Consider the following 22,922-nt stretch of genomic DNA (forward strand, 5'->3'; position numbering starts at 1 on the left):
GTAGCGCCTAGGCGAGAGGGACACCAATGCGACGTGCCACTTCGATATAGGCCTCGACCACCCCACCAAGATCGCGACGGAAGCGGTCCTTGTCCATTTTTTCGAGGCTCTGGGCATCCCAAAGGCGGCAACCATCGGGGCTGAACTCATCGCCCAGACGCAGCGCACCGTGATAACGCCCGAATTCGAGCTTGAAATCCACCAGAATCAGGCCGGCACGAGCGAAAAGCGCAAGCAGCAGGACGTTCACCCGTTCCGTCCAGCGGGTCATCGCCGCGATCTCGTCCTCGCTTGCCCAGCCAAAACTGCGAATATGCGAGTGATTGATCATGGGGTCGTGCAGGGCATCGCTCTTGAGGAAAAATTCCAGCACCGGCGGCTCCAGAATGCGTCCTTCCTCGATCCCGAGACGACGACAAAGGGAACCTGCGGCGCGATTGCGGATGACACACTCCACTGGGATCATTTCCAGGCGTTGTACCACCGACTCACGCGCGCCAGACCGACGCAGAAAATGGGTGGGTACCCCCGCCTGCTGCAGATATTCCATGATGAAGGCGTTGAAGGCGTTGTTCACCTCGCCCTTCTGCGCCAACTGCGCGAGCTTTTCCCCATCGAAGGCGGAGGTATCGTCCTTGAAATGGAGGATCAACTCGTCGGGATTTTCGCCCATGTAGACGATCTTGGCCTTGCCCTCGTACAGTTTTTCACGATCGCTCATGCGGGTCGGCCTTCCGGAAACACCCGCGCGAAGACCCTGTCGATCTCTTTGGTGTGGTAGGCAAGATCAAAAAGCTCGCCAAGTCCGGCAGCGCTGAGATAGCGCTGAATCTCCGGGTCGGCCGCCAGAAGGGCCTGAAAACCTTGGCCCTCCTGCCAGACCAGCATGGCATTGCGTTGCACCACGCGGTAGGCATCCTCCCGCAGCATCCCCTTCTCCGTCAGCGCCAGCAACACGCGCTGGGAAAAAATCAGGCCATGCATTTTTTCGAGGTTCTCGCGCATCCGCTCGGGGTAGACGACCAAGCCCTCGAGCAGTCCGCTAGCACGATGCAGCATGAAATCGAGAACGATGCAGGCATCCGGACCAATGACGCGCTCCACACTGGAGTGCGAAATGTCCCGCTCATGCCAGAGAGCAATGTCTTCCAGCGCCATCCCGGCGTAACCACGCAGCAGTCGCGCCAGTCCAGTGAGGTTTTCGGAGAGGATCGGGTTGCGCTTGTGCGGCATTGCCGAACTGCCCTTCTGCCCCGCGGTAAAGGGCTCCTCCGCCTCCAGGACCTCGGTGCGCTGGAGATGCCGAATCTCGACGGCGATCTTCTCGACAGAGCCGCCAATCAGGGCCAAGGTGTTGAAAAATTCAGCATGACGATCGCGGGAAATCACCTGCGTACTGGCCGCCTCGGGTTGCAGATCGAGCTCTTTGCAGACGGCTTCTTCGATGTCTGGGGAGATATTGGCAAAGGTACCCACCGCCCCTGACAACATCCCCACCGACACTGCGGCAATGGCGCGCTCCAGGCGCTGCAGATTGCGTTGTGCCTCCGCCCGCCACACTGCCACTTTGAGCCCAAAGGTAACCGGTTCGGCGTGAATCCCATGGGAGCGGCCAATCATCACCGTGTCTTTATACTTCCACGCCAACCGTACCAGTGCCTGATCGAGACGCTGCAGGCCAGCCAGCAAGAGCTTGCCGGCAGCGCGCAACTGCAGGGCGAAGCCGGTATCCACCACGTCAGAGGAGGTGAGTCCCTTGTGGATGAAGCGGCTGGAGGGACCAACAAACTCGGCGACCGAGGTCAGGAACGCGATCACATCGTGCTTGACCTCTTTTTCGATGACGTCGATACGCTCGACATCAAACTGTGCCTTACCCTCGATTTCAGCCAGGGCCTCTGCGGGGATCTCGCCCTTTGCCGCCAAAGCGCGACAGGCGGCCAGTTCAACCTGCAACCAAGCATCGTACTTGGCCTTCTGCGTCCAGAGAGCGCCCATTTCCAGGCGGGTGTAGCGCTCGATCATGCGGCATTTCCTTTCTCTGGACTCAGTGCCGACTGCAGCTTGTCCAGGACGCTGACGGCTGCCTTGCTCTCTTCTTCGCCCTGCACTGTGGAAGAGGTCTCCAATACGCTACCGCTGTCGTCCTTCATGGCCAGCAACTTGACCTGCACAGACAGCGGCTTGGAGGGCTTGCCACCGCCCCAGATACCCTGGATGCTGTGCCAGGCGTTGCTGAACATTCCGCCAAAAATACCCCCCGATTTCTTCTGTTCAGAACCGCCGCGAACTTGCACCGACCAGACGCCGAGAGCCTCGGCATGGACGGGATAACCCAGGCTGTTCAGTGCGGTCTGGACGGCAGGCTGCGCCTTGGCCGGCGGCTGATTCAAAACCAGATAGGGACCAAGGTCGTCGCGATATCGGGTCACCTTGATCGGGGGCAGCTCCGCCAATACGACCGATTGCGCGAGACGCTTTTGCACCGCCTCCAGCAGATGCCGGTTGGCATCCAGATTCGGATCGTGCGCCTGCCAGTCCAGGGACTCGGAAGTGGGGCTGATCCATTGGCGTTGCTGCGTAAGGGTCAAAAGCTGCGCACCATCTCCCTGCGCTTGCAGCCGGAAGGTATATTGCATCCGCCGGTTGGCACCGAGGCTGTTGCCAAAGATCGAGGTGAGGCCGCCACGTTGATACTCCCAATCGGTCATCAGTTCGTTCTTCTCCGGTGAGAAACTCTTGATGCCGATCTTGCGCTTTCCCAACTCGGCACGGACAGCTGACCAGATTTGCGCGGGCTGGGCCTGGGTGCGCAGAGCCAGATCCTTGCCCTGCCCGACCAGCGTCGCCTGCTCGCCTGGAACCGTGGGCTCGGCAACCGCGCTTTCGCCGGGCGCCAGGCGCGGTTGAAAGACTTCGTAGCCATTACTGGTGGTCGCGCTTTGCATACCGGACTGTTGCACGGCCTCCGCCGCTGTCAACGCACCGCCAGGCACGGTAACTCCCGGTTCTGGCGCCGAGGCCAGCAGATCTGGAGGCACCGCCAGCGGCTTCAATAATTTGGCATCGGTATACTGGGGACCATTATTGGTCTTCAAAAAGGGAATGTAGGAACAGCCACTCAGACCCAGGCTGAGCAAGGTGGCGGCAACGAGGCTTCGAGCAATCGGTTTACGCATGGGTGCAAGCGTACTCATGAGGCGGGAGAAAGAGGGGCGTTATTGGCATACTCCAGCGCGGCACGCAAACGGGCGTGCAAGGATTCGCTGAGCGGAGTGAGCGGCAGGCGGATGCTGGGGCCTACGCGCTGCTGGTCCGCGAGCAACCATTTTGCCGGAATCGGATTGGATTCGGCAAAGAGATCGCGATGCAGTGGTACCAGTGCGTCATTGATTCGCCGCGCCCGGGCAAAATCTCCGTCCAGGGCGGCACTCGTCATTTGCGCCATAGCCCGCGGCACGATATTGGCAGTGACAGAGATCACGCCACGCGCGCCAATCGCCATCGCTGCGAGGGCTGCGCCGTCGTCACCACTGTAGACCTCGATACTGGCATTTCGGGTAGCACAGAGATGCAGAATTTCCGCGACGCGATCGACTTTGCCACTGGCCTCTTTCACTCCGACGATGCAGGGACGTTCGGCAAGCTGCGCCACTGTCTCCGGGAGGAGATCACCAGAGGTACGGCCGGGCACGTTGTACAGAATGATGGGAAAATGACAGGCATCGGCGATAGCGCTGTAATGCTGGAAGAGGCCCTCTTGCGTCGGCTTGTTGTAGTAGGGACTGACCAGGAGTGCGGCGTCAGCTTGCGCTTCCATGGCAGCACGAGTGAGCTCGATGGCCTCAGCGGTGGCATTGGCCCCAGTACCGGCAATCACGGGAATTCGACCCCGCACCTGCTCGACCACAGCGCGAATGACGGCCACATGCTCCTTCACCGTCAGCGTTGCCGACTCGCCGGTCGTGCCGACGGCAACGATCGCGTGCGTGCCTTCGGCAATGTGCCATTCGACCAGATCCCGCAAGGCGCGGTCATCCACGGCCCCACCAGGATTCATTGGCGTGATCAACGCCACCATACTTCCGTGAAACATCACTGCTCTCCAGCCATATCAGCGCAGACCGGCAAAGGCTGAATGGTACTGGTCGGGGATGATGCTTGGCAAGACGAGGCCTGCCAAGCGGCAATCATCACACCCAGCTGTCGTCGTCTCCACCCATCCCGAAATCCCCCGCAGACGAATCGTCTCCACCCCAGGAGGTGTCAGTCATGCCAAACTGATCGTTCTGACCAGCATCGTTGCTGCCATTTTGGTCATCGTGATGGCCGAAGAGACTACCGGCGATGGCATTACCCGCAGCCATACCTGCGCCAATACCCACGCCGGTAGCAATACCCGAGGCCAAACCGGAGCCGATGCCGCCACCCTGCGGTGACCCCGCAGGACCGTAGGGCCCCTGCGGACCGTAAGCCCCCCCCTGCCCTGGAAATCCGCCCATATTGCCAAAGCCAGGCTGCATCTGGCGATAGGCCATGGCCTGCTGTTGCCGACGACGGCGCAGGAACCAGGAGATGCCGGCGATAACGGCAATCAAGCCCAGAAACCAGGCGATGGCAGCGCCCAGGCGGGAATGCGACTTCTCGCTAGCCGCCGCAGCAGGGGCTGCTTTTCCGACCTTTTGCTGCAACTGCTTTTCAAAACCGGCCAACACCTTGGGTTGCACAAAAGACAGGCTGGGATCGAGGCTCTTGGCGCGCTGTAAGGCGGTAGACGCTTCCTGCCACTTGCCCTCCTTGGCCAGTAGACGCGATTCCAGATACTGGGCCTGCGCAGATTTGGGATGCGCGGCCAGGACCTCGGAAAGCTGCTGCTGCGCCTGGGCGTACTGACCACTCTGGATGGACTGGATAACCTGCGGCGCTGTCGGCTCCGCCATCGCTACAGGGGAAAGCACCACAAAACTGGAGGCCGCAAGGCCGATGAGAAGGGTACGACGAATCATGGTAAACGCTCCGAAAAAACCATCAAGTTTGGTGTACGTGAATATGCGTTGCGCGTGCTGTAAAATCAAGGTTCTTTACATTTTGAAATCATTTGTCTTCGATTGACAAGATCATAGGTAATGCGCATTATACCGAACGGTCGGTCAAACCCCTGGAGTCCCCGCCCATGTCCTCTTCCCTGCCCTCTTACCGGTTCCTGGCACTGCTGGTGCCTTTAGCTCTGGGGCTTTCCGCCTGTAGCTTTGAGCCGAAGCTGCGCGTGCCGCATACCCCCGGCGATCACATTCCCTATGCCGCTAAGGGCAATCCCAAAAATACGGTGTCTGCCACGGGTCCGGCGGGGTCCGCGCAGGAATTCGTCTATGGTAAGGCGCTCGACGAAGAGTGGTGGAAGCTTTTTCACTCCCAGAAAATCAACGAACTGGTGCAGACGGGCCTGAAGAACAGCCCGACGGTAGCGCAGGCTCAGGCGCAGTTGCGGCAGGCGCAAGCAGTAGAACGAGTGAACGCCAGTATCTTCTATCCCCAGGTCACCGGCAGCCTGCAAGCCACACGTGCCAAAGCATCGTCGGCGGCCTTTGGTGGCGGCAAGGGCGGGTTCCGCTATTCTCTCGTCACCGGCAGTCTTGGGGTTTCGTATTATCCCGATATCTTTGGTGTAAATCGTCTGGTCTACAGAAACAGTAAGGCTTTGGTCGACTATCAGCGCTGGGAACTAGAGGCTGCGCGTTTGACCTTGAGCGGCAACATTGTCACCACCGCCATCGATGCCGCAGCCACCCGGGCACAAATTGCCGCGACTCAGGAAATCATCGCGCGCGAGAAAAAACTACTGCAGTTGACCCAGCTGCAATATCAGGCTGGCGCGATCGACGACAACACCGTCGTAACCCAGGCCAGTCAACTCGCCAGCCAGGAGGCGAAACTGCCGCCCCTGCAGCAGCAGCTCACCGTCTATGATCATCAGTTGGCGACCTTGCTCGGCGAATTTCCCGGCGAGGCGAGGATTCCTGAACTGCAACTGGATCAGCTGACCCTGCCGGAAAAGATCCCGGTAAGCCTGCCCTCCACCTTACTCAAGCAACGCCCGGACATTCAGGCGGCACTGGCACAGATGAAGGCCGCGAATGCCACCGTCGGTGAAGCGAAGGCGCAGTTCTTTCCGACCGTGCAACTTAGCGCCGCCATTGGCTCCACCGCTGCCCACCCGGGGCTCTTTTTCGATCCAGTGAGCAGTATCTGGAGCCTGGTGGGCAGTCTCTCGCAACCGATTTTTGAGGGTGGCAAATTGCGCGCACAGGAGTCCGAGGCCAAGGCCGCCTACGAAGTCACCTTTCAGGAATATCGAACGACAGTTCTCGATGCCTTTGGTCAGGTGGCCAATGCCTTGCGCGCTCTGCAGCGCGATGCCGAAACCCTGCGCGCGCAGCAGACAGCACTCGATGCTGCGCGAAAATCCTTGCACCTGAGCGAGGTGAGCTATCGCAGCGGCGCCAGTGACTACCTCACCCTGTTGACCAGCGAGATCCAGTACAACAGCGCCCGAATTGCGGTGGTGCAGGCAGAGTCGCAACGGTATCAGGACACCGCCGCTTTGCTCGTCGCCATCGGTGGCGGCTGGTGGCACGAGCCCGGCAAAGGGGCACCCGAGCTGCAGAAAGTTTCCATTCCCCCGGTAAAACCCTCCGGAGATCCACAATGAAAAAAGCATACGCTATCGTCATCATCGGACTGGTCCTTCTTTTTGGTGGCATCTTCGGCTTCAAGGCCTTTGTCAATCAGATGATTGCCAAGGCCATCGCCAACGCACCGAAGCCGGTATCTTCCGTTTCTGCGACCAAGGTGCAGGAACGGGAGTGGCATCCCGAACTGCAGGCCGTTGCCTCCCTCAATGCCATACAAGGCACAGAGTTGAGCACACAGATTGCTGGCAACGTCACTGCCATCCATTTTCATTCCGGCTCCATGGTACAGGCGGGGCAGCTTCTGGTGCAGATCGACAACAGCAACCAGCTGGCGCAACTGCGGGTGGACCGCGCCAATCTGCATCTGGCGGAGGTCAACCTCAAGCGCACGCAAACTTTGATTGCCGACAAGGCGGCAAGCCAGGCACAACTCGATCAGGCGCAGGCGACCTACGCCGTCGACCAGGCTACCCTGCAGAATGACGAAGCGACCTTACACAAGCTCGCCATCACCGCACCCTTCAGCGGTCATATCGGAATTCGCAAGGTGAATGTGGGTCAGTATGTGACGCCAGGTACCGCCATTGCCGATTTGCAGAGCTGGGATCCGCTCTACGTCGACTTTACGCTGCCGCAGAGCGATCTCCCGGAACTGCAGGTCGGGACGCCGGTACAATTTCGCTCGGACGCCACCGGCGACCAGACATTTACCGGCAAGATCACCGCGCTGGGTTCCGCTATCAACGCGCAGACGCGGCAAGTAGAGGTTCAGGCAACCCTGAACAATCCCAAGGCTGTCCTGCGTCCGGGAATGTTCGGCAACGTCACGGTGGTCCGCAATGTGACCCAGAAGGTATTGACGGTACCGGTGGCGGCCATTACGTACAATACCTACGGCAACTTTGTCTATCTCATCGAAAATAAAACGGTAGATGGAAAGAAAACGCAGGTCGCCGTGCAGCACGTGGTACAAACGGGCGAAGAGCGCGATGGTCAGGTCGCGATCAGCAAGGGCCTGAAGGCCGGCGAGCTGGTTGTCACCGCCGGACAGGTCAAATTGACGAACGGTGCGCTGGTTAGCGTCGCCGCGGCACACTGAGGCCCTCTTATGCGATTTACGGAAATTTTCGTACGCCGGCCGGTAATGGCCACGGCACTGAATCTGGTGATTTTTCTGCTGGGCCTGCACGCCTTTCTGATGATGACGGTGCGGCAATATCCGGCTTTGACCAACACCGTGGTCACTATCACCACGGCCTACCCCGGCGCCAGCCCATCCACGGTGCAGGGTTTTGTGACCACGCGTCTGGAAAAGGTGATCGCCAGCGCGCCACATATCGATTATCTCACCTCGAATAGTTCCGAGGGCACATCGACCATTACCGTCTATATGCAGCTCGGCACCGAGCCAAGCTCTGCCTTGGCCAATATTCAGGCCAAGGTACAGCAGGTGACGGACCAGTTACCGACGGGCAGCCAGTTGCCGGTCATCAATGTTACCGTCGGCAGCACCACCGATCTGATGTACGTGGCCTTTTACAGCAAGACCCTGAACCAGCAGCAGATCACCGACTATCTGCTGCGCGTGGTACAGCCCCAGCTGGCTACCGTGTCGGGAGTCGGCCAGGCGCAGATCTTGCCGCCCGGCGCCGGTAACGGCAATACCTACGCCATGCGTATCTGGCTCAACCCGCAGAAGATGGCGGCCCTGGGGATCAGCGCCGCACAGGTATCGACGGCCCTGCAGGCGAATGACTTTATCTCTGCCGTCGGGCAGACGCGGGGCAAGACGGTCCAAAATACCATCGTTGCTACCACCAATCTGCATAATGTGCAGGAATTTGAAAACCTGGTCATTACCAAGTCTGGTGACACCCTGATTCGTCTCAAGGATGTTGCCAAGGTCGAATTGGGCGCGCAGGACTACACCTCCTATGCCTTCTTCGACGGCCGCCCTGCCGCCTTCATCGGCATTCAGGAATCGCCATCGGCGAATTCTCTGGATGTAGCGAGTGGTGTCAAGGCGGCACTGAAGAATATCGACAAAGGACTACCACCGGGTCTGCATGAGGCCATCCCCTATGATGCCAGCGTCTTCATCAAGGCCTCGCTGGATGAGGTGATGCTGACCATCGGCATTACCCTGGCGGTGGTGCTGCTGGTGATCTTCTTTACCCTGGGTTCCTGGCGCGCAGCGATCATCCCTGCCGTCGCCATTCCGCTGGCGATCATCGGCGCAGGTTTGATCATGTGGGGTCTCGGCTACTCCATCAACCTCATCACCCTGCTCGCCTTCGTGCTGGCCATTGGACTGGTGGTAGATGATGCCATCATCGTGGTCGAAAATGTCCACCGGCACATCGACGAGGGGAAGTCTCCTTTCGATGCGGCAATGCTCACGGGTCGCGAGCTCGGCTCTCCCATCGTCGTCATGTCCACGACGCTGATCGCGGTTTTCGCACCCATTGCCTTCATGGGCGGCCTCACCGGGAGTCTCTTTGGCGAGTTCGCCTTTACCCTGGTCGCAGCGGTGTTCATTTCGATGATTGTCGCTCTCACCCTGTCGCCGATGCTAGCGAGTAAAGTGCTGCGGCCTACCAAGGAACACGGCTTTGAGCATTTCATCGACCAGCGCTTCAGTGGCCTTTCCCGGTTCTACGATCGCCTCCTCCGAGGCAGCCTGAATTATGTTCCGGTGACGCTGCTCTTTGCTGCGGTGGTTTTCGCCAGTATCTATTTCCTGTTCACCACATCCAAATCGGAATTGGCACCGCAGGAAGATCAGGGGATCATCTTCAGCGCCGATACCGGCGGTCCCACAATCACGCCCAAAGAACTGGTGAAATACGGGAAACAGATACTCCACGTGTTCGACCAGTATCCGGAGAAGGCGGCAACCTTCATGGTTACCGGCATATCGACGGGCAGCGGTGCCGGCAGCAACAGCATGTTCGCTGGTATGCGCTTGACGCCCTGGAGTCAACGCAGCACTACGGCGATGCAGCTACAACCCAAGGTGCAGCAGGCGTTGCAGTCCGTTACCGGTCTGCAAACGGCCTCCTTCTTGCCACCGCCGTTGCCAGGCTCTGCCGGTGGTCTGCCGGTGCAGTTTGTCCTGCAGAGTCCCGGCAGTTACACCAAGCTCGACAAGGTGGCGGATCAAGTCGTCGGCGCGGCCTACCAAAGCGGATTGTTCTTTTATGTCATGAAGGATCTGCGCATCGACAACCCGGAAGTGGTGCTGAAGATCAACCGCAACCTTGCCGGTAACCTCGGCATCAGCATGGCGGCCATCGCCCAGGACCTGCAGCCGCTGCTCGGTGGCAACTACGTCAACCGCTTCGATATGGACGGGCGCAGTTACAAGGTCATCCCCCAGGTTCCGGACCGCTTTCGCGCCGATCCGGGCATGCTGAAGCATTACTACATCAGCACCGCCAGCGGTGCCCTGGTGCCACTGTCGACGGTGGTCAGCATTGAGACACGTACCGAACCACAGTTTCTGCCACAATTCGATCAGCTCAACGCGGCGACCATCCAGGCGATTCCCAAACCCGGCGTGAGCATGGGGCAGGCGCTTGGCTTCCTGCGCCAGGCAGCGGAAAAAGTGATGCCGAGCGACTATCAGGTGAACTACGCGAGCCAGTCCCGGCAGTACGAGCAGGAGAAAAGTGGGCTACTGGTCACCTTCCTGCTAGCCATTCTGTTGATCTATCTGTTGCTTTCGGCACAGTTCGAGAGCTTCCGCGATCCACTGATCGTGCTGATCACTGTGCCGATGTCGATCAGCGGTGCACTCATTTTCATCAGCTTGGGCTTCGGCTCTATCAACATCTACACCGAGGTGGGTCTGATCACCCTGATCGGTTTGATCGCCAAACAGGGCATCCTCATCGTGCAATTTGCCAACAGCATTCAGTTGCACGAAGGTCTCGACAAACGCGCGGCGGTTGAGAAGGCCTCCAGTATCCGTCTGCGCCCCATCCTGATGACGACGGCGGCGATGGTCCTCGGCGTGCTGCCGCTGGTGTTTGCGACTGGGCCCGGCGCGGTCTCGCGTTACCAGATGGGTCTGGTGATTTGTACCGGGCTAGCCATTGGTGCGCTTTTCTCGCTCTTTGTGGTGCCTGCCATGTATATGGCCTTGGCCAAGGACATCCGCAACAAGCGCGAGCAGCTTCTGGGAGAAAGCGCCAGCGAGTCCGTCTGAAAGAATGGCCAGCGGTGCCCATGATAGCGTCGCCTCGTGCGGCGCTTTTTTTGCGCGTTTCAAAAGATAATCCACCGGGTCCACGGGAAGGCCGTCGAGATCCCGTGAATATTTCATACCAGACAGCCCCCCCAAAACTCGAGATAGCGCGTTCGGTTGGTCGCCTGCGTTGGGCTAGACGAATCCTAGCCATGGGAACCTTCAAGGAGAGGGGGACGTTACTGGTTTCCAGCCGGTTACTACTGGTTCAGTCGGGGAGTGCCACAAATGGTAACTGGCGGAGAGAGAGGGATTCGAACCCTCGATGGAGTGTTTAGCCCCATACTCCCTTAGCAGGGGAGCGCCTTCAGCCTCTCGGCCATCTCTCCGACGCGCGGAGTGTACCGCGGAGTCATACTCTACGTCAAAAAATGGGGCCTGCGGCGCGCCGCCCGCCACAACCTGCCAGGCCTGGAAAAGGTCATGCGCAGAACTGATATCGCAATCTTTTGCTATTGCCCCCCAACGTCGGGACTCTGGGCCTGATCGGTGGGGAAATGCCGGCGCTGTTTGCCAGCGTCCTCTTCCCCAACCTGCTGCCGAGAGGCATTATTTTCTGTGTGACCGGGATTCTGCAGTGCCCCAGCGCCGCTCTCCTGGCTACCCTGCCATTGCTGATTTTCTTCCAACTGGTTCTGTCCGCTGTTCGTTTTACCAATGGATTCGCCCATCTGTACCGCACTCTGTTTTCGCAATGCTCGGGCAACCGGGCCTGTAGCCGACAATCCAGCAGCACCCGGCGTAGCGTTGGCAGAGGCACTCTCCGTCACAGCAGGAATGGACGCAGCGGCACCCGGGGTCGGCGCAGTCGCAGCAGAAGGTTTCGCGCTGAGCGCTGGCTTGGCGGCTGGCACAGCGTTGGCAAAGATCGCTTTGGGCGGCGGCGGATTGCGATACCCCATTTGATAGAGGGTGCGGAGCACCGCCTGCATCAAGGCCTGCGCACCGTCCCAATCGAGATGGACCTGATCGGCCACGAAATAGCCTGGATGACCGTCACTGATGTGGTCCCAATGCAGCAAGGTGATGTTCGGATACTTGGCAACAGCGCGATCGTACATACTGCGCACTTCGTTTTCCCACGGGCGCGGTACGGACGGGACAATCAACAGGATCTTGCGATTCCCCACTGTCTGCACAAAACTTTCCAGATCAGACCACTGAACATAGCCATTGCTGCCCAGCTCTACCACAACATAGGCAACCTTGGCGTAGGCTGGGTCCTGAAACATTTTCTGTAGCACCGGCTGTGCCCGGAAAAACGAGCGGCCCACCTGACCATCCAGAATCCCGTTTGGAACCATGTGAATCACGTACCCAGACCAACCCAACAGAATAGAATCGGTAATGAACAATACCTGCTTTTCGGGATAGGCCGGATTACTGCGCAGTTCTTGCCCATTATACAGAAAGCCCAGACCGGGATGAGGCTGCCACTGCATCAGATCGGCATTGCTTTCCAGGGCCTTGTTGGCCCGAGAATCTGCGTGTGCTTTAGCCTCGGCAGCCGAGAGGGTCTTGGCGCCCGTCAGTGCTTGCAGATCCCGTCCCATACTGGCTACCCGTTTTTCCAGATATTGCCGATAGAGAGCATCGTGCTGCGCTTGCGCTTGTAGACGCACCCCCTCCTGTCCCAGTCGACTGGCCTGCCACCAGCCTACACTCGCCAGCGCCAGCAAGACGAGCACCGACACGAAAGCTCCCCGGCCCACCCCATGCCGCACCTGCTTTTGAAAGGCCGCCTGCAATGGCAGTTCCAACAGCAGGTAGGACAGCACCGACAACAACAGCAGCAGAGAAAGCGAAAACAACGCCTGACTGGCAATAGAAGTCTGTGGGAAGTAGTAGTGGACCAAGGCAACGACTGGAACATTCCACAGATAGAGAGAATAGGACATCTCCCCGAGTTTACCCAAGACCAGCAGTTGCAGTCGTGGCAACCAGGCCGCGCGCGCGGCCGCCAGCAGGAAGGCCACACCAAGGGCGGTTGTGGCAAGGGAGAAATACACAAAATTCTCGTAGGGCGCCAAAACAAAGAGCGCCACCAGCAGCAGGATGGCGAGGATGCTCAAGGTATCGAAGCTGCTCCTTCCTGTCTCCCGCGGCCGGGCCCAGCCCAGTTCGGTCAATAACGCGCCGGCAAGATAGGGAAAAGCGTGGCTGGGAAGCACATAGGCGGCATTCAGACTACCCTGGCGCATCAGCCACCAGGCAGAGCCCAAACTTATACAAAAGAGCAACGTCAGAACTGTCCGGTACCACCACTTCCCTGGCAATAAGGAACGCAATAAAAAGTGCAGCAGATATAACTGACCCAATAGAGAAATGAACCACATTCCCAAAAACGGATGAGGATAACTGTACACCTGAAAATAGGGGATATGATGGAGGACCAAATAAAAGTTGTAGCCGAGAATGGCCGAGTACCAGACAGGCGCCCATCCGGTGAGCAGATGGGTCGACCAAAGCAGTACCGCCAGGATGGCGGTCACCACCAGCATAGGAACGAGAATACGGGAAAACCGCCGCGCAAAGAAATCCTTGCTACGCTGCGCCAAGGAATCCTGGCGCCCGCGGGCAAGAGATTTTTCGATCAGAAATCCTGACAATAGAAGGAAAACATCAACGCCCAGATAACCACCAGAGAACCAGGGGTAGTCAAAACTGATGGTGTCATGAATATGGAACGCGATGACCGCAAAAATGGCCAGAAATTTGAGATAATCAATATATGGCAGCACGCTTTTTTACCAGAAGAAAAAATTCAGTTATGCTTGTTGGCGATCACTTGTTGCAGGTCGGTGGCGATGGCGTGCACCATCACCTGGATCCCTATCCAGGTTGGGTGTACCCGATCCGTCCAGAAGTAGCTGGGATGGTTGCGGCTGAGCAAGTCCCAGCGCACCAGATGGACATTGGGGTGGGTAGCCGCGGTCTGGAGGTAAAGGTCCTGCACCTCGTGCTCCCATGATCGGGGCATTTCCGGCATTACGAGCAACACCTGACGGTCGCCGACCAGCTGCAAAAAGGTCTGCATATCCTGCGGCGAAACCTCGCCGTTGGTCCCCAATTCAACCACCACATAACCCACCTTGTGAGTCATCCCATTTTCCTGCAGCGTTCGCCAGATGGGTATGGCCGAGGAAAATTGTCGGCCGACCCGGCCATCGAGAAAAGCATTGGGAAATACATGCGCAAAATAGCCGGACCACCCAGTCAGGATGCTATCCCCAATGATGATCACACCAGTGGGGCCTAGGCTGGGAAAACGGATGACCGAGTGGGCGTCGAGCACATAACCAGGATTCGGGCTTTGGCGAAAATCCTTGCGGGCATCTATGATGGCCATGCGATCCAGATAGCGATCACTGGGCGAGGCCGTCGCCTTGGGCGCTGAGGTAGCGGGAAGCGTTGGCACCACGGGCTGGGGCGCAGGTGTCTGGGGAAGCGACTGCGCGCACGAGGTCACGGAAAGAATCGCAGCGCCAAGCAGCAGGCGCGCCCAGATGTAAGGTTTCATAAGATGCAATGCTCACCCCTCTCCCGCAATTCCCGGCGCGGCTCCAGAAATAGGGCGCCTCCCTTCCGGGCGGATGGTAGCAAAGGAAGGGCGAAAGTGCCTAGCGAGATGCGCCTTGCCTAGCTTACAATGAAAGCAGGCGCCCATAGCTCAATCGGATAGAGCAACGGCCTTCTAAGCCGTAGGTTGGGGGTTCGATTCCCTCTGGGCGCGCCAATATAGACAAGGCTCTAGCGTGATCTCCGGAGCTGCTGCCTGGCGGTGGAGTGGCGCAGGCGACCATCTATCAGTGTGGAAGCACCTTTCAAAATTGGAATCGATCCCACCTCCCAGCGCGACAGCCTCTTCCACGTCCACCATTGGCGCACGCAGGCAGAGCCGACAGGGTCAGGCAGGCAGCACCGTGAACTGCCCCATCATTCCATTGTCTTCATGCTCCAGCATGTGACAGTGGTACATATAGGGGTAGGCGTCCGTTGCCGGATGATGGAAGCTCATGGCAATCTGAATCTGCTCGCCAGGTCGAATCAATAGCGTATCCTTCCAGCCGTGCTCAGAGGAGGTAGCGGGGTGACCATTACGGCCTTGAATCCAGAACGACGTCCCATGGACATGGAAGGTATGGGCCATTTCTGCCTCATTGTGCACCATCCAAACTTGGGTGCTGCCCAGAGGTATCCGCAGATTGATGCGCTGCATGTCCATGAATTGGTGGTTGATCGAGAAGACAGGCACCTTGCCGATGCCAAGCGACATGCCACCTGGGCCATCATGCGCAACATGGTGAAAAGCGGCACGGACACGACGCATATCGGCCATCATTTGTTGACCCTCGCCCATGCCCTGCAAGCTGAACTGATGTTCTGGACCATGCGTTGGCAGGTCCGGCGCCGCAAGCAGCCGGTCGGGTAATCGACCACCCTGCCCCTGCCCTCGCTCCACCCGGATTTCGACAAGGTCGAAGACACTGCGGTCGTAATGGTCGCTATCCATGGGACGGCGACTAAGACCAGGCACTACCGCAGCGGAATCGCTGCGTAACCACAATCGCTGACCTTCGTTACTGCGCAAGTCTACCAATATCTCTGCACGCTGCGCCGGTCCCAATAACAGCCGCCGCATGGTCACCGGAGATTCCAGATAACTCGCATCGGTAGCAATCTGGTAAAAATGCCGGTCATCGGAAAAGGCAAAGTTATAGATTCGACTATTGGAAGCATTGAGCAAGCGCAGACGAAGCCACTGCGCGGGGGCACGCAACACCGGCGATTCGCAGCCGTTGACGAGAAACCGGTTACCCTTCATACCCATCACGTCCATCGCCTGAGGCATATAGACCAATCGTCCTGCCGAATCAAAGAGTCGATCCTGGACGATGATCGGGATGTCGTCGACGCCCCAATGATGCGGCAGCCCCAGATTCCGATCCGTGCCGTCCTGGATCAGATACAGACCGGCAAGACCTCCGTAGACATGCGGACCGGTGCGGCCATCCGGGTGCGGATGATACCAGAGGGTGGCCTCGTCTTGCTCGATACGGTACTGATAGAATCGGGTTGCGCCCGGAGCAATCAGACTTTGCGGTCCACCATCCATGTCACCGGGCACATGGGCGCCATGCCAGTGGGTCGTCGTGCTCTGGTTGAGGGCATTGTTCACCCAGAGGCGCAAGTGCTCCCCCCTGGGGATGACGAGAGCCGGACCGAGATAGTTGCCGTTATACCCCCAAGTGGGCGTCTGGACGCCGGGCTGTAACTCGGCGCTGCCAAATCCCATCTGCAGACGATATTCGCGCACCCCATCCTTGGCCAAGGTGCCAGCATATAGCGGAGGAATCGGCAGGGGGCGAACAAACGGGGCTGCCTTCGCGGGCATGGCACCCATGTTTCCCATCCCACTCATGCCCGCCATGCCACGCATCATCGCGGATGCGGCCAACGCCCGCCCCGTCGGCACGGCAGCAAGCAAGGTCAGACCAGACCGCAAAAAATGGCGACGACTCCAGAACTCCATGATCTGTCTCCTGCAAGATAGAGCACCTTTTGTACCCCTGTAGTCCGTATAGGGTCAACGACTGTAATCTTTCTGATCAGCAAGCATCAGATCCGGAAAGCCAGGCCGCAGCCAGGTATTTTGGGCGTCCTTTCTTAGAAACCAGTGGCAGACTCCACAATCGTGCCAACGGGCACTCTGGCGTCCCTACTCTGAGAATATAAGCCGTTGATTCTCTCGCTACCCTGGTGCCATACTGAAGTCGGAAATGAGCAGGAATGTTGGGGGTCAGCCATATAGCAAATATGGCATATATCATTGTAATTTATTCACTTATTTCTGTGGGCCATTGATGCAACAAATGGAACAACTACCTGTTTTTGACTTTCTAACTCGTAGGGTGGGGGTTCGGTTCCCTCTGGGCTCGCACGGTAAAGAAACGGAGTCAATCCAAGGAGCAGATCGTGAACAGTTATACTGCGCATCCTCGACAGGGCGACAAAGCCAACTCCCCTTTCTTTGAAGAATGGCTGCCACGCCTTCTGGAAGAGCGGGACAGGCTCGGATTGACCGAGAACATCCGTCGCATCGATGCGTTGATGATGACCCTCGAGCCGGGACATTCCGCTGCATACATCCGCGAACTCTGTCTGATGACGCCCTACAACTATCTGGTCACGCTCGACACCGACCAGCATCTGACCCACATCCTGCGCATCAACATGAATTATCCCGATGTATTGGTGCGAGAGGTCAAAGACCCCGATTTGCGCGGTATCTTTCGCAGCCTGAACGAGGTGTATCCCATTGGTGCGAAGAAACCAAATTCGCGCTATATGGGAGAGATTTTTCAGGTAGAAAATCTGCATGAGGTAGTCGACATTCAGAAGAGTCGTGAAATCCGTTTTTTCAACCAGGAACAAATTCGGCAGATGGAGCTCCCGGGAAACATGGCGATTGTCAAGCCCTCGCCCTACACCCACAATATCATCGGGTATTGGGAGCGCCCGGACAACGATATTCGCGTCTACGCCCTGGGAAATTCGCGCATCGATCCGGAAATGCAGGCGGCATTTGAGCAAGCGCAAGAGCTGCGGGAACGGGTAAAAATCAGCGAACTCCTCTTGCCAATCGATCATTTGGCTACCCGCATCTATAGCCAGAATCGAGAAGTTGCCATTCTCGAGTACCTGGGATTATCCAGTTACTACTATTGGGGATCCTACGATATTCCAGATCAAAACTCATCCACCAACGTCACCAAAAGCCTGCATTATGATGACGTTCTGCATACACCAGCGAAGGTCTTCACGGCTGCCAATCATCCCTACTTTTGCAATCACCTATTGCAAACTCCCTCTCCTACGGAGTCTTTTGTGCGCAATTTTGGCCCGCGTTTGCATCATATTGCCGTGGCCGTGCGGGATGGCAAAACCCAGGGCAAGACCAACATCGATTACGTGGTATCCAGCCTGGCGGAGTGCGGGCAGGAATTCCTGCTGCAGGTGATCGGCTCCGAGCAGGAGGGCCTGAAGCAGATTTTTTCTCGTGCCTCCACGCACACCTCTCTCATCATCGAGTTTGTGCAGCGCTTTCACGGCTTCGAGGGATTTTTTACCAAGGAAAATGTCGCCGACCTCACCGCCGCAGCGGGAACGGAAGAAAGCTTGCGCAGCCTGGAATCCGAGGCCAGAAAGTAACGAGAGCTACGGCGGGGCCAATGGGCACCGCTGCGCTTATCTGCGTGCCTTCAGTCGTCAAGCCCCAAGCGGCGAGGCGCCAAAAGCCAACTGCATATCCCGCTGTCCGTCGGCAAGCACCTAAATGGTGGCTTCTGCACCATGGCACGGTAGACCACTCGGTAGACCTGGAAAACGGTCTGCCGATAATCCCGAATACCAAGAGTCACCAGTTCCTGAATAAAAACGCCCAACTGAAACCAGTCGGGCGCTGAATTTTGGTGGAGCGGAGGAGGATCGAACTCCCGACCTTCGCATTGCGAACGCGACGCTCTCCCAGCTGAGCTACCGCCCCAACGTTGAGGGCGAATGATAGCCGCTGCGCTGCGCAAATGCAACGCGATCAGTCATGTTTTCCTGCGCAACGAAGGGGACAGCGTAGGCTACCGGCTTGGCGTCACCCGGCAGACGACAGACCGTGGGATCGGGGTTCGCGGAATAAGCATGAGTCGTATACCCGTGCAGTCTCATCGGCAATGCAGCACAGGCCCGTTGCGGAGTGCGATAGACCCCTACCTGGGGCAAAGCCACATGGCCTTCTGGGGCCATTATCGTCCAACCCGGGTGAGCAGGATAACCCGGAATACGCACCTTCTCCTGCAACGCAGCCCCCAGGATGGCGCCCTCGATATCTTTATACCCATGGACCACGACATAGTCAGCCGGCGGCGCCAAAGCAATTACCCCCGCCGGTACTCCACCCCCCAGCGGTTTCCATTTCCACAGGGCCTGATAGTTGTTGGCCGCAGCCTGAACTGCGGGTTCTTGTCCCGCCCCAATGGTCGGGACAGCGATACTGCCGGTCATTGCGCGGTCAAGTGCCTCCGCGCCGTTGTAAGCGATAAGTAGATAGGCACTACTTTCTAAGGTAGAAGCGGTGTGGTAGCTCTTGACCAGCCCATTCGGGAGAATCATGAGAGCTTTTCCCCCAGGGCTGCCAATGGGTATCCAGTGCAGCCGAATGTACGGCAACACCGGTCTTAGATCGGCGTAGAGATCTCGACAAAACGGGCAGGAGACATCAATGAACACCGACGCCACCGGTTTTTCGCCGCGAGGTCCGGTGTTAACCCCGGGCAAGCGCTCCACGGCGTGCAAGAAATCCTTCGGTTGCTGTTTTACGTTGACGGATGGAAACCACCAGGTTGCACAGCCAGTCAACGACGCCAGCCAAATCGGCAAAAGCCAGCGGAAGACCCGACCTGCGGAAATGCCACGTAGCAAAAGAACCTGGCGCACAGAAACCATAGCTCTTTCCTCACGGCCCATTGGGATGGGGAAATTCCCTTTGCAGTTGTCGGGAAAGCGCCTGCAAACGCTGCAGCGCAGGTACCTCGGCCGGGCGGGTAATCTGCAACTTGGAAGGCTCAGGTACCAGCTGGGAACAATCCGCCGAAATCCATCGTCCACGCTGCGTAAAGTGCTCGTCCAACATGGGAGTCGCGGAAAAGATCAGGCTGCCAGAGCCGGTCATGGTAGCCCGATGGAGTGCACTGCGATCATCGCTGAACACCATTTCGATGTCTTGCGTTACAGCACCCTGGGGAATCCGTTGAAAACTATGGATGTGTACCGTAGTGTGGTTGCCACTATTGACGACGGAGTTATTCGTTTCCGTAATGCGTTGTTTTAGAGGAATAAAATCTGAATACTTGCCGTCATGGGCCTTCCAGCACTCTTCCTGAGTGAGCGTACTGCGCTCATTCATGGGACCATCCACCTGAGAAACAATTTCCCATAGGCCCGGAGCAATCATGCCGGAGGGATCTCTCTGCGCCAAAACAGTCTGCGACCAGAGACCTCCTGAAACCACCAGCAACAGCGCCGCCGCAATCCTCTCCACCTCACCCTCCCGGGGCTGTGCATGCGAACCCGCTCGCTAGCAAAATAAAAATAGTCTGCAGAATGATAAACGCAAATAATTCAAATTACCTAGTGCCGCCGCCCCACCACGACGACATCACTGCCCACCGGATGGATGCTGACGGCAAGACCTGCGGCAGAAAGGGCTTGCGAGATCTCGTCCGGCCGCAGGAAGTGATTCCCCTGCACGTGCTCCGTAAGATTCTGGAAGGCCATGCCGCGGTACGCCGGCTCGCGCAGGAGCAGGTTATCGTCGGGCCAAGCCGGCTCCCAGATTACCACTGCCCCCCCTGGCTGCAATTCTTCCTGCAAACGTGCGAATAGTTCCCCCCGCTCTTCCCAGACATGGTGCAGCGCCCGATTCATGGCGATGAGATCAGCGGACTCGGGAAGTCGAAACTGATGAATGTCGCCTTCCGCAAAGTGAAGGCGCTCGCCCAACCCCTCTGCAGCAGCCAGGGCAGTCGCCTGACGCACATTTTCGGCAAAGCCATCGAGCCCCAGACCGCGCAGTTGCGTACATTTACCCAGTAAGGCCCGCAGGTACCAGCCATTTCCGCAGCCCAGGTCCACCGCAAGCCCCTGACGCGCATTCATTTCCGCAAATATCGGAACGCTGGGCACGATTTTTTCTTCAAAGGTGCGGCGAAAATTGTGCTCCAACATACTTCCAAACCACGGCAGAATCGTTTCGCGCTCGGCGAGCACCTTCTCGCCAGGACGCTCTCCGGTGCGCATCAAACCCGCTGCCCGCTCCGCCATGTGGGCCCCCAGAACCGCTCCCACGGCGGCCGCCATCCGACTATCCGATCGCTCAGGGCGCATACTGTCGCCATCCTCGCTCAAACGGAAGCCGTCGCCCTCCCGCTCCAGCCAGGAAAAGGCATACGCCGCATCGCACCAGCGCTGCAAATATCCCACGTCCAGGTCCGTTGCCTGGGCCAACTCTGCCGGCGTTGCTGTCTGCAAGCGATGCAAGGCAGAAAACAATCCATTCACTACCCCAATAAAGGCAATGTGCAGAGACATCGCTCCCTGCGCGCGGTGGCGCAGCTCTTCCGCTGAAATCATGGCTCGCTCCTTTTTCGATCACACAAGATATTTGATACCGACGATGGCCAGTACAACCAGCGTCGCCCGCAAAAACAGTTTTTGATTGATTCTGAAATGCAGATGATTCCCGGCCCAGAGCCCCAGCAGACTTGCCGGCGCCAGGGCAAGAAATCCCAAGGCCAGCGGCCCGGTGAGCAGAGCCAGGAAAAAATACATGAGGCCCCGCACGATATTGTCTGTCAGGGCAATACCCTGAAAGGTCGCGCGAAAGGCGCGCTTGTCGAGGTGGCGCATTTGCAGGTAGGCAACGATGGGCGGTCCGCCGCCACCATAGAGGCTGCCGATGATCCCGCCAAAGGTGCCCAGCGGCACCCCCCAAGGTAAGGACAAACGCGGCAGTCGTTCCGGTTTGAGCAGCGTCGCATAGGCCACGTAGGCCAGAATGAAGACCCCCAGAAAGCGCGTCAGATCCTGGGCGTCGCTGTCGGCCAGAATGAAGGCACCGACGAGAAGTCCCAGCAGGCTCCCCGGTACCAGCCAGCCCAGTTCCGGCCAACGAATTTCGCGAAAGTCGTAGGCACCCAACAGCACCGAACCCAAGAGATCAAGCAGCAGCACCACCGGCACGACTTCCTTGATCGGAAAGAACAGGGTCAGCAACGCCACGGAAATCAGACCGGAACCAAAGCCGATCACCGCGCGCACGTAGAACGCGACAAAGACAATCGCACCAGCAATGGCCCAAAGGCCTGGGTGTTCCCAGAGACTGCTGGCAGCCAGACTGACGGCGGCCGCAGCGCCGACCAGAACATGCATATCCATCTCCTAAAAATCTATTGAAAAATAGAGAAAAGCGCCTAAACTCTAAACCATAACTTTAGCATGGAGTGGTACCACCATGGTCCCGGTACAGAAACAGATTCGCAACCCTTTGTATTTTTTGCTTTTTGCCATTTTCTGCTGGCTCAGTCTTGGCAATAGCGCACGGGCCGAGGGAATCTCCGCCCTGCCGCCCATCGACGCGCGTTCCTACATCCTCATGAATGCCGAAACGGGGCAGATCCTCGCCGCCAAAAACGCGTACAAGCCCTACGCCATCGCCAGCCTGAGCAAGTTGATGACCCTGTACTTACTGTTTCAGGACATCGATTCCGGACACCTGCAACTCCACGGCCAATACACTCCCGGCCCAGCGGCGTTACAAACCGGTGGCTCGTCGATGTTTCTCCGCGCCGGCCTGCCCTTCAGTCTGGCCCAGCTCATCCTCGGCATGACGGTACCCTCGGGCAACGATGCCGCGGTGGAGGCCGCCGTCCTGGTCGGCGGGAACGTGCCCACTTTTGTGCAACAGATGAACCGCAGCGCGCAGAAGCTCGGCATGCTCTCCACCACCTACAACAATCCCGACGGTCTGCCCCACCCCAACAATTTCTCCAGCGCCTACGACCAGGCCGTCCTCACCCGCAACATCCTGCAGCGCTTCCCGCAATACCTGCCCTTTTTCGGCCATAAAAACTTCACCTACGCCGGCATCACCAGCCCCAATCCCAACCTGCTGGTGGGGCGCGTACCTTTCGTTACCGGCATGAAGAGCGGCTACACCGATGCCGCCGGTCATTGCCTGGTAGTGACGGGCACCCAGGGAAACATGACCCTGATTGCCGTCGTCCTTGGCGTCCCCTCCTTTACCAACGAAAGCCGTGGCTTCTGGAAGGCCTCCTGGGCAGGGCTCAAGCTCTTGGATTGGGGTTTCGCCCGCACTCTCTGGCTGCCGCAAGCCGCCGGTCTGGAAAACACCGCCGAAGAGCAATGAC

General features: G+C 58.1%; 17 protein-coding genes and 3 tRNA genes. 6 read left to right on the forward strand and 14 right to left on the reverse strand.

Annotation, left to right across the window (positions count from 1 at the left end):
- Nucleotides 1-7: 7 nt before the first annotated feature.
- The 5 genes from purC to MQE22_RS07900 form a co-directional block, all read right to left on the reverse strand.
- Nucleotides 8-721 carry a phosphoribosylaminoimidazolesuccinocarboxamide synthase gene (purC, locus tag MQE22_RS07880; RefSeq protein WP_215872817.1) on the reverse strand — a complete coding sequence of 238 codons (714 nt, stop codon included), beginning with the start codon at nt 719-721 and terminating at the stop codon, nt 8-10.
- Nucleotides 718-2,025, reverse strand: a complete 1,308-nt coding sequence (gene purB / locus MQE22_RS07885) for an adenylosuccinate lyase (RefSeq protein ID WP_215872818.1) — start codon at nt 2,023-2,025, stop codon at nt 718-720. Before purB ends, purC begins: the two co-directional genes overlap by 4 nt.
- Complete coding sequence (locus MQE22_RS07890; protein WP_215872819.1) at nt 2,022-3,179, reverse strand: outer membrane protein assembly factor BamC; 1,158 nt, start codon at nt 3,177-3,179, stop codon at nt 2,022-2,024. Before MQE22_RS07890 ends, purB begins: the two co-directional genes overlap by 4 nt.
- 14 nt (nt 3,180-3,193) lie before the next feature.
- Nucleotides 3,194-4,096: a 4-hydroxy-tetrahydrodipicolinate synthase gene (gene dapA / locus MQE22_RS07895; protein WP_215872820.1), complete on the reverse strand. Its 903-nt coding sequence runs from the start codon at nt 4,094-4,096 to the stop codon at nt 3,194-3,196.
- Nucleotides 4,097-4,193: 97 nt separating this feature from the next.
- On the reverse strand, nt 4,194-5,006 hold the full coding sequence (locus MQE22_RS07900; protein ID WP_215872821.1) for a tetratricopeptide repeat protein: 813 nt from the start codon (nt 5,004-5,006) through the stop codon (nt 4,194-4,196).
- 167 nt (nt 5,007-5,173) lie between these two features.
- Here MQE22_RS07900 and MQE22_RS07905 point away from each other — a divergent pair, with 167 nt between their 5' ends.
- The 3 genes from MQE22_RS07905 to MQE22_RS07915 are packed head-to-tail and all read left to right on the forward strand — an operon-like array spanning nt 5,174 to nt 10,902.
- Nucleotides 5,174-6,709 (forward strand): efflux transporter outer membrane subunit, encoded by a 1,536-nt coding sequence (locus MQE22_RS07905; RefSeq protein ID WP_215872822.1) that lies wholly within the window; start codon nt 5,174-5,176, stop codon nt 6,707-6,709.
- Nucleotides 6,706-7,791 (forward strand): efflux RND transporter periplasmic adaptor subunit, encoded by a 1,086-nt coding sequence (locus MQE22_RS07910; protein WP_255789464.1) that lies wholly within the window; start codon nt 6,706-6,708, stop codon nt 7,789-7,791. The genes MQE22_RS07905 and MQE22_RS07910 overlap by 4 nt, the downstream gene beginning before the upstream one ends.
- A gap of 9 nt (nt 7,792-7,800) precedes the next feature.
- The gene (locus MQE22_RS07915; protein ID WP_255789466.1) at nt 7,801-10,902 is read left to right on the forward strand and encodes an efflux RND transporter permease subunit; all 3,102 of its coding nucleotides are present in this window, start codon (nt 7,801-7,803) and stop codon (nt 10,900-10,902) included.
- A gap of 275 nt (nt 10,903-11,177) precedes the next feature.
- Here MQE22_RS07915 and MQE22_RS07920 read toward each other — a convergent pair.
- From MQE22_RS07920 to MQE22_RS07930, 3 genes are all read right to left on the reverse strand, one after another.
- Nucleotides 11,178-11,270, reverse strand: a tRNA-Ser gene (locus MQE22_RS07920).
- A gap of 123 nt (nt 11,271-11,393) precedes the next feature.
- Nucleotides 11,394-13,682, reverse strand: a complete 2,289-nt coding sequence (locus MQE22_RS07925) for an acyltransferase family protein (protein WP_255789467.1) — start codon at nt 13,680-13,682, stop codon at nt 11,394-11,396.
- 23 nt (nt 13,683-13,705) lie between these two features.
- The gene (locus MQE22_RS07930) at nt 13,706-14,461 is read right to left on the reverse strand and encodes an SGNH/GDSL hydrolase family protein (RefSeq protein WP_215872826.1); all 756 of its coding nucleotides are present in this window, start codon (nt 14,459-14,461) and stop codon (nt 13,706-13,708) included.
- A 139-nt stretch (nt 14,462-14,600) separates the two neighbouring features.
- On the opposite strand from MQE22_RS07930, the gene MQE22_RS07935 reads away from it, so the two are divergent.
- Nucleotides 14,601-14,677: transfer RNA gene (locus MQE22_RS07935), tRNA-Arg, on the forward strand.
- A gap of 171 nt (nt 14,678-14,848) precedes the next feature.
- Here the strand turns inward: MQE22_RS07935 and MQE22_RS07940 are convergent.
- Entirely contained in the window at nt 14,849-16,474 is a 1,626-nt protein-coding gene (locus tag MQE22_RS07940) for a multicopper oxidase family protein (RefSeq protein ID WP_255789468.1), read from the reverse strand.
- Nucleotides 16,475-16,917: 443 nt separating this feature from the next.
- Here MQE22_RS07940 and MQE22_RS07945 point away from each other — a divergent pair, with 443 nt between their 5' ends.
- Nucleotides 16,918-18,153 carry a hypothetical protein gene (locus tag MQE22_RS07945; protein ID WP_255789469.1) on the forward strand — a complete coding sequence of 412 codons (1,236 nt, stop codon included), beginning with the start codon at nt 16,918-16,920 and terminating at the stop codon, nt 18,151-18,153.
- 258 nt (nt 18,154-18,411) lie between these two features.
- Here MQE22_RS07945 and MQE22_RS07950 read toward each other — a convergent pair.
- From MQE22_RS07950 to MQE22_RS07970, 5 genes are all read right to left on the reverse strand, one after another.
- Nucleotides 18,412-18,487: transfer RNA gene (locus MQE22_RS07950), tRNA-Ala, on the reverse strand.
- Nucleotides 18,478-19,440, reverse strand: a complete 963-nt coding sequence (locus MQE22_RS07955) for a thioredoxin domain-containing protein (protein WP_255789470.1) — start codon at nt 19,438-19,440, stop codon at nt 18,478-18,480. The genes MQE22_RS07950 and MQE22_RS07955 overlap by 10 nt, the downstream gene beginning before the upstream one ends.
- 10 nt (nt 19,441-19,450) lie before the next feature.
- Entirely contained in the window at nt 19,451-20,035 is a 585-nt protein-coding gene (locus tag MQE22_RS07960; RefSeq protein ID WP_255789472.1) for a DUF3617 domain-containing protein, read from the reverse strand.
- An 89-nt stretch (nt 20,036-20,124) separates the two neighbouring features.
- Nucleotides 20,125-21,126 (reverse strand): class I SAM-dependent methyltransferase, encoded by a 1,002-nt coding sequence (locus tag MQE22_RS07965; RefSeq protein WP_255789474.1) that lies wholly within the window; start codon nt 21,124-21,126, stop codon nt 20,125-20,127.
- An 18-nt stretch (nt 21,127-21,144) separates the two neighbouring features.
- Nucleotides 21,145-21,924, reverse strand: coding sequence for a sulfite exporter TauE/SafE family protein (locus MQE22_RS07970; RefSeq protein ID WP_255789476.1), 780 nt, complete (start codon nt 21,922-21,924; stop codon nt 21,145-21,147).
- An 82-nt stretch (nt 21,925-22,006) separates the two neighbouring features.
- Here MQE22_RS07970 and MQE22_RS07975 point away from each other — a divergent pair, with 82 nt between their 5' ends.
- Nucleotides 22,007-22,921 carry a D-alanyl-D-alanine carboxypeptidase family protein gene (locus tag MQE22_RS07975; protein ID WP_255789478.1) on the forward strand — a complete coding sequence of 305 codons (915 nt, stop codon included), beginning with the start codon at nt 22,007-22,009 and terminating at the stop codon, nt 22,919-22,921.
- Nucleotide 22,922 lies beyond the last annotated feature (1 nt).

This window comes from Acidithiobacillus sp. YTS05 (genome assembly GCF_024396695.1).
Classification (GTDB): Bacteria; Pseudomonadota; Gammaproteobacteria; order Acidithiobacillales; family Acidithiobacillaceae; genus Igneacidithiobacillus; species Igneacidithiobacillus copahuensis.

What these genes read in the sequence shown, in the direction of transcription:
- purC (WP_215872817.1), bottom strand. Translation starts at nt 721, where the DNA reads ATGAGCGATCGTGAAAAACTGTACGAGGGCAAGGCCAAGATCGTCTAC.
- purB (WP_215872818.1), bottom strand. Translation starts at nt 2,025, where the DNA reads ATGATCGAGCGCTACACCCGCCTGGAAATGGGCGCTCTCTGGACGCAG.
- MQE22_RS07890 (WP_215872819.1), bottom strand. Translation starts at nt 3,179, where the DNA reads ATGCGTAAACCGATTGCTCGAAGCCTCGTTGCCGCCACCTTGCTCAGC.
- dapA (WP_215872820.1), bottom strand. Translation starts at nt 4,096, where the DNA reads ATGTTTCACGGAAGTATGGTGGCGTTGATCACGCCAATGAATCCTGGT.
- MQE22_RS07900 (WP_215872821.1), bottom strand. Translation starts at nt 5,006, where the DNA reads ATGATTCGTCGTACCCTTCTCATCGGCCTTGCGGCCTCCAGTTTTGTG.
- MQE22_RS07905 (WP_215872822.1), top strand. Translation starts at nt 5,174, where the DNA reads ATGTCCTCTTCCCTGCCCTCTTACCGGTTCCTGGCACTGCTGGTGCCT.
- MQE22_RS07910 (WP_255789464.1), top strand. Translation starts at nt 6,706, where the DNA reads ATGAAAAAAGCATACGCTATCGTCATCATCGGACTGGTCCTTCTTTTT.
- MQE22_RS07915 (WP_255789466.1), top strand. Translation starts at nt 7,801, where the DNA reads ATGCGATTTACGGAAATTTTCGTACGCCGGCCGGTAATGGCCACGGCA.
- MQE22_RS07930 (WP_215872826.1), bottom strand. Translation starts at nt 14,461, where the DNA reads ATGAAACCTTACATCTGGGCGCGCCTGCTGCTTGGCGCTGCGATTCTT.
- MQE22_RS07940 (WP_255789468.1), bottom strand. Translation starts at nt 16,474, where the DNA reads ATGGAGTTCTGGAGTCGTCGCCATTTTTTGCGGTCTGGTCTGACCTTG.
- MQE22_RS07955 (WP_255789470.1), bottom strand. Translation starts at nt 19,440, where the DNA reads ATGGTTTCTGTGCGCCAGGTTCTTTTGCTACGTGGCATTTCCGCAGGT.
- MQE22_RS07965 (WP_255789474.1), bottom strand. Translation starts at nt 21,126, where the DNA reads ATGATTTCAGCGGAAGAGCTGCGCCACCGCGCGCAGGGAGCGATGTCT.
- MQE22_RS07970 (WP_255789476.1), bottom strand. Translation starts at nt 21,924, where the DNA reads ATGCATGTTCTGGTCGGCGCTGCGGCCGCCGTCAGTCTGGCTGCCAGC.
- MQE22_RS07975 (WP_255789478.1), top strand. Translation starts at nt 22,007, where the DNA reads ATGGTCCCGGTACAGAAACAGATTCGCAACCCTTTGTATTTTTTGCTT.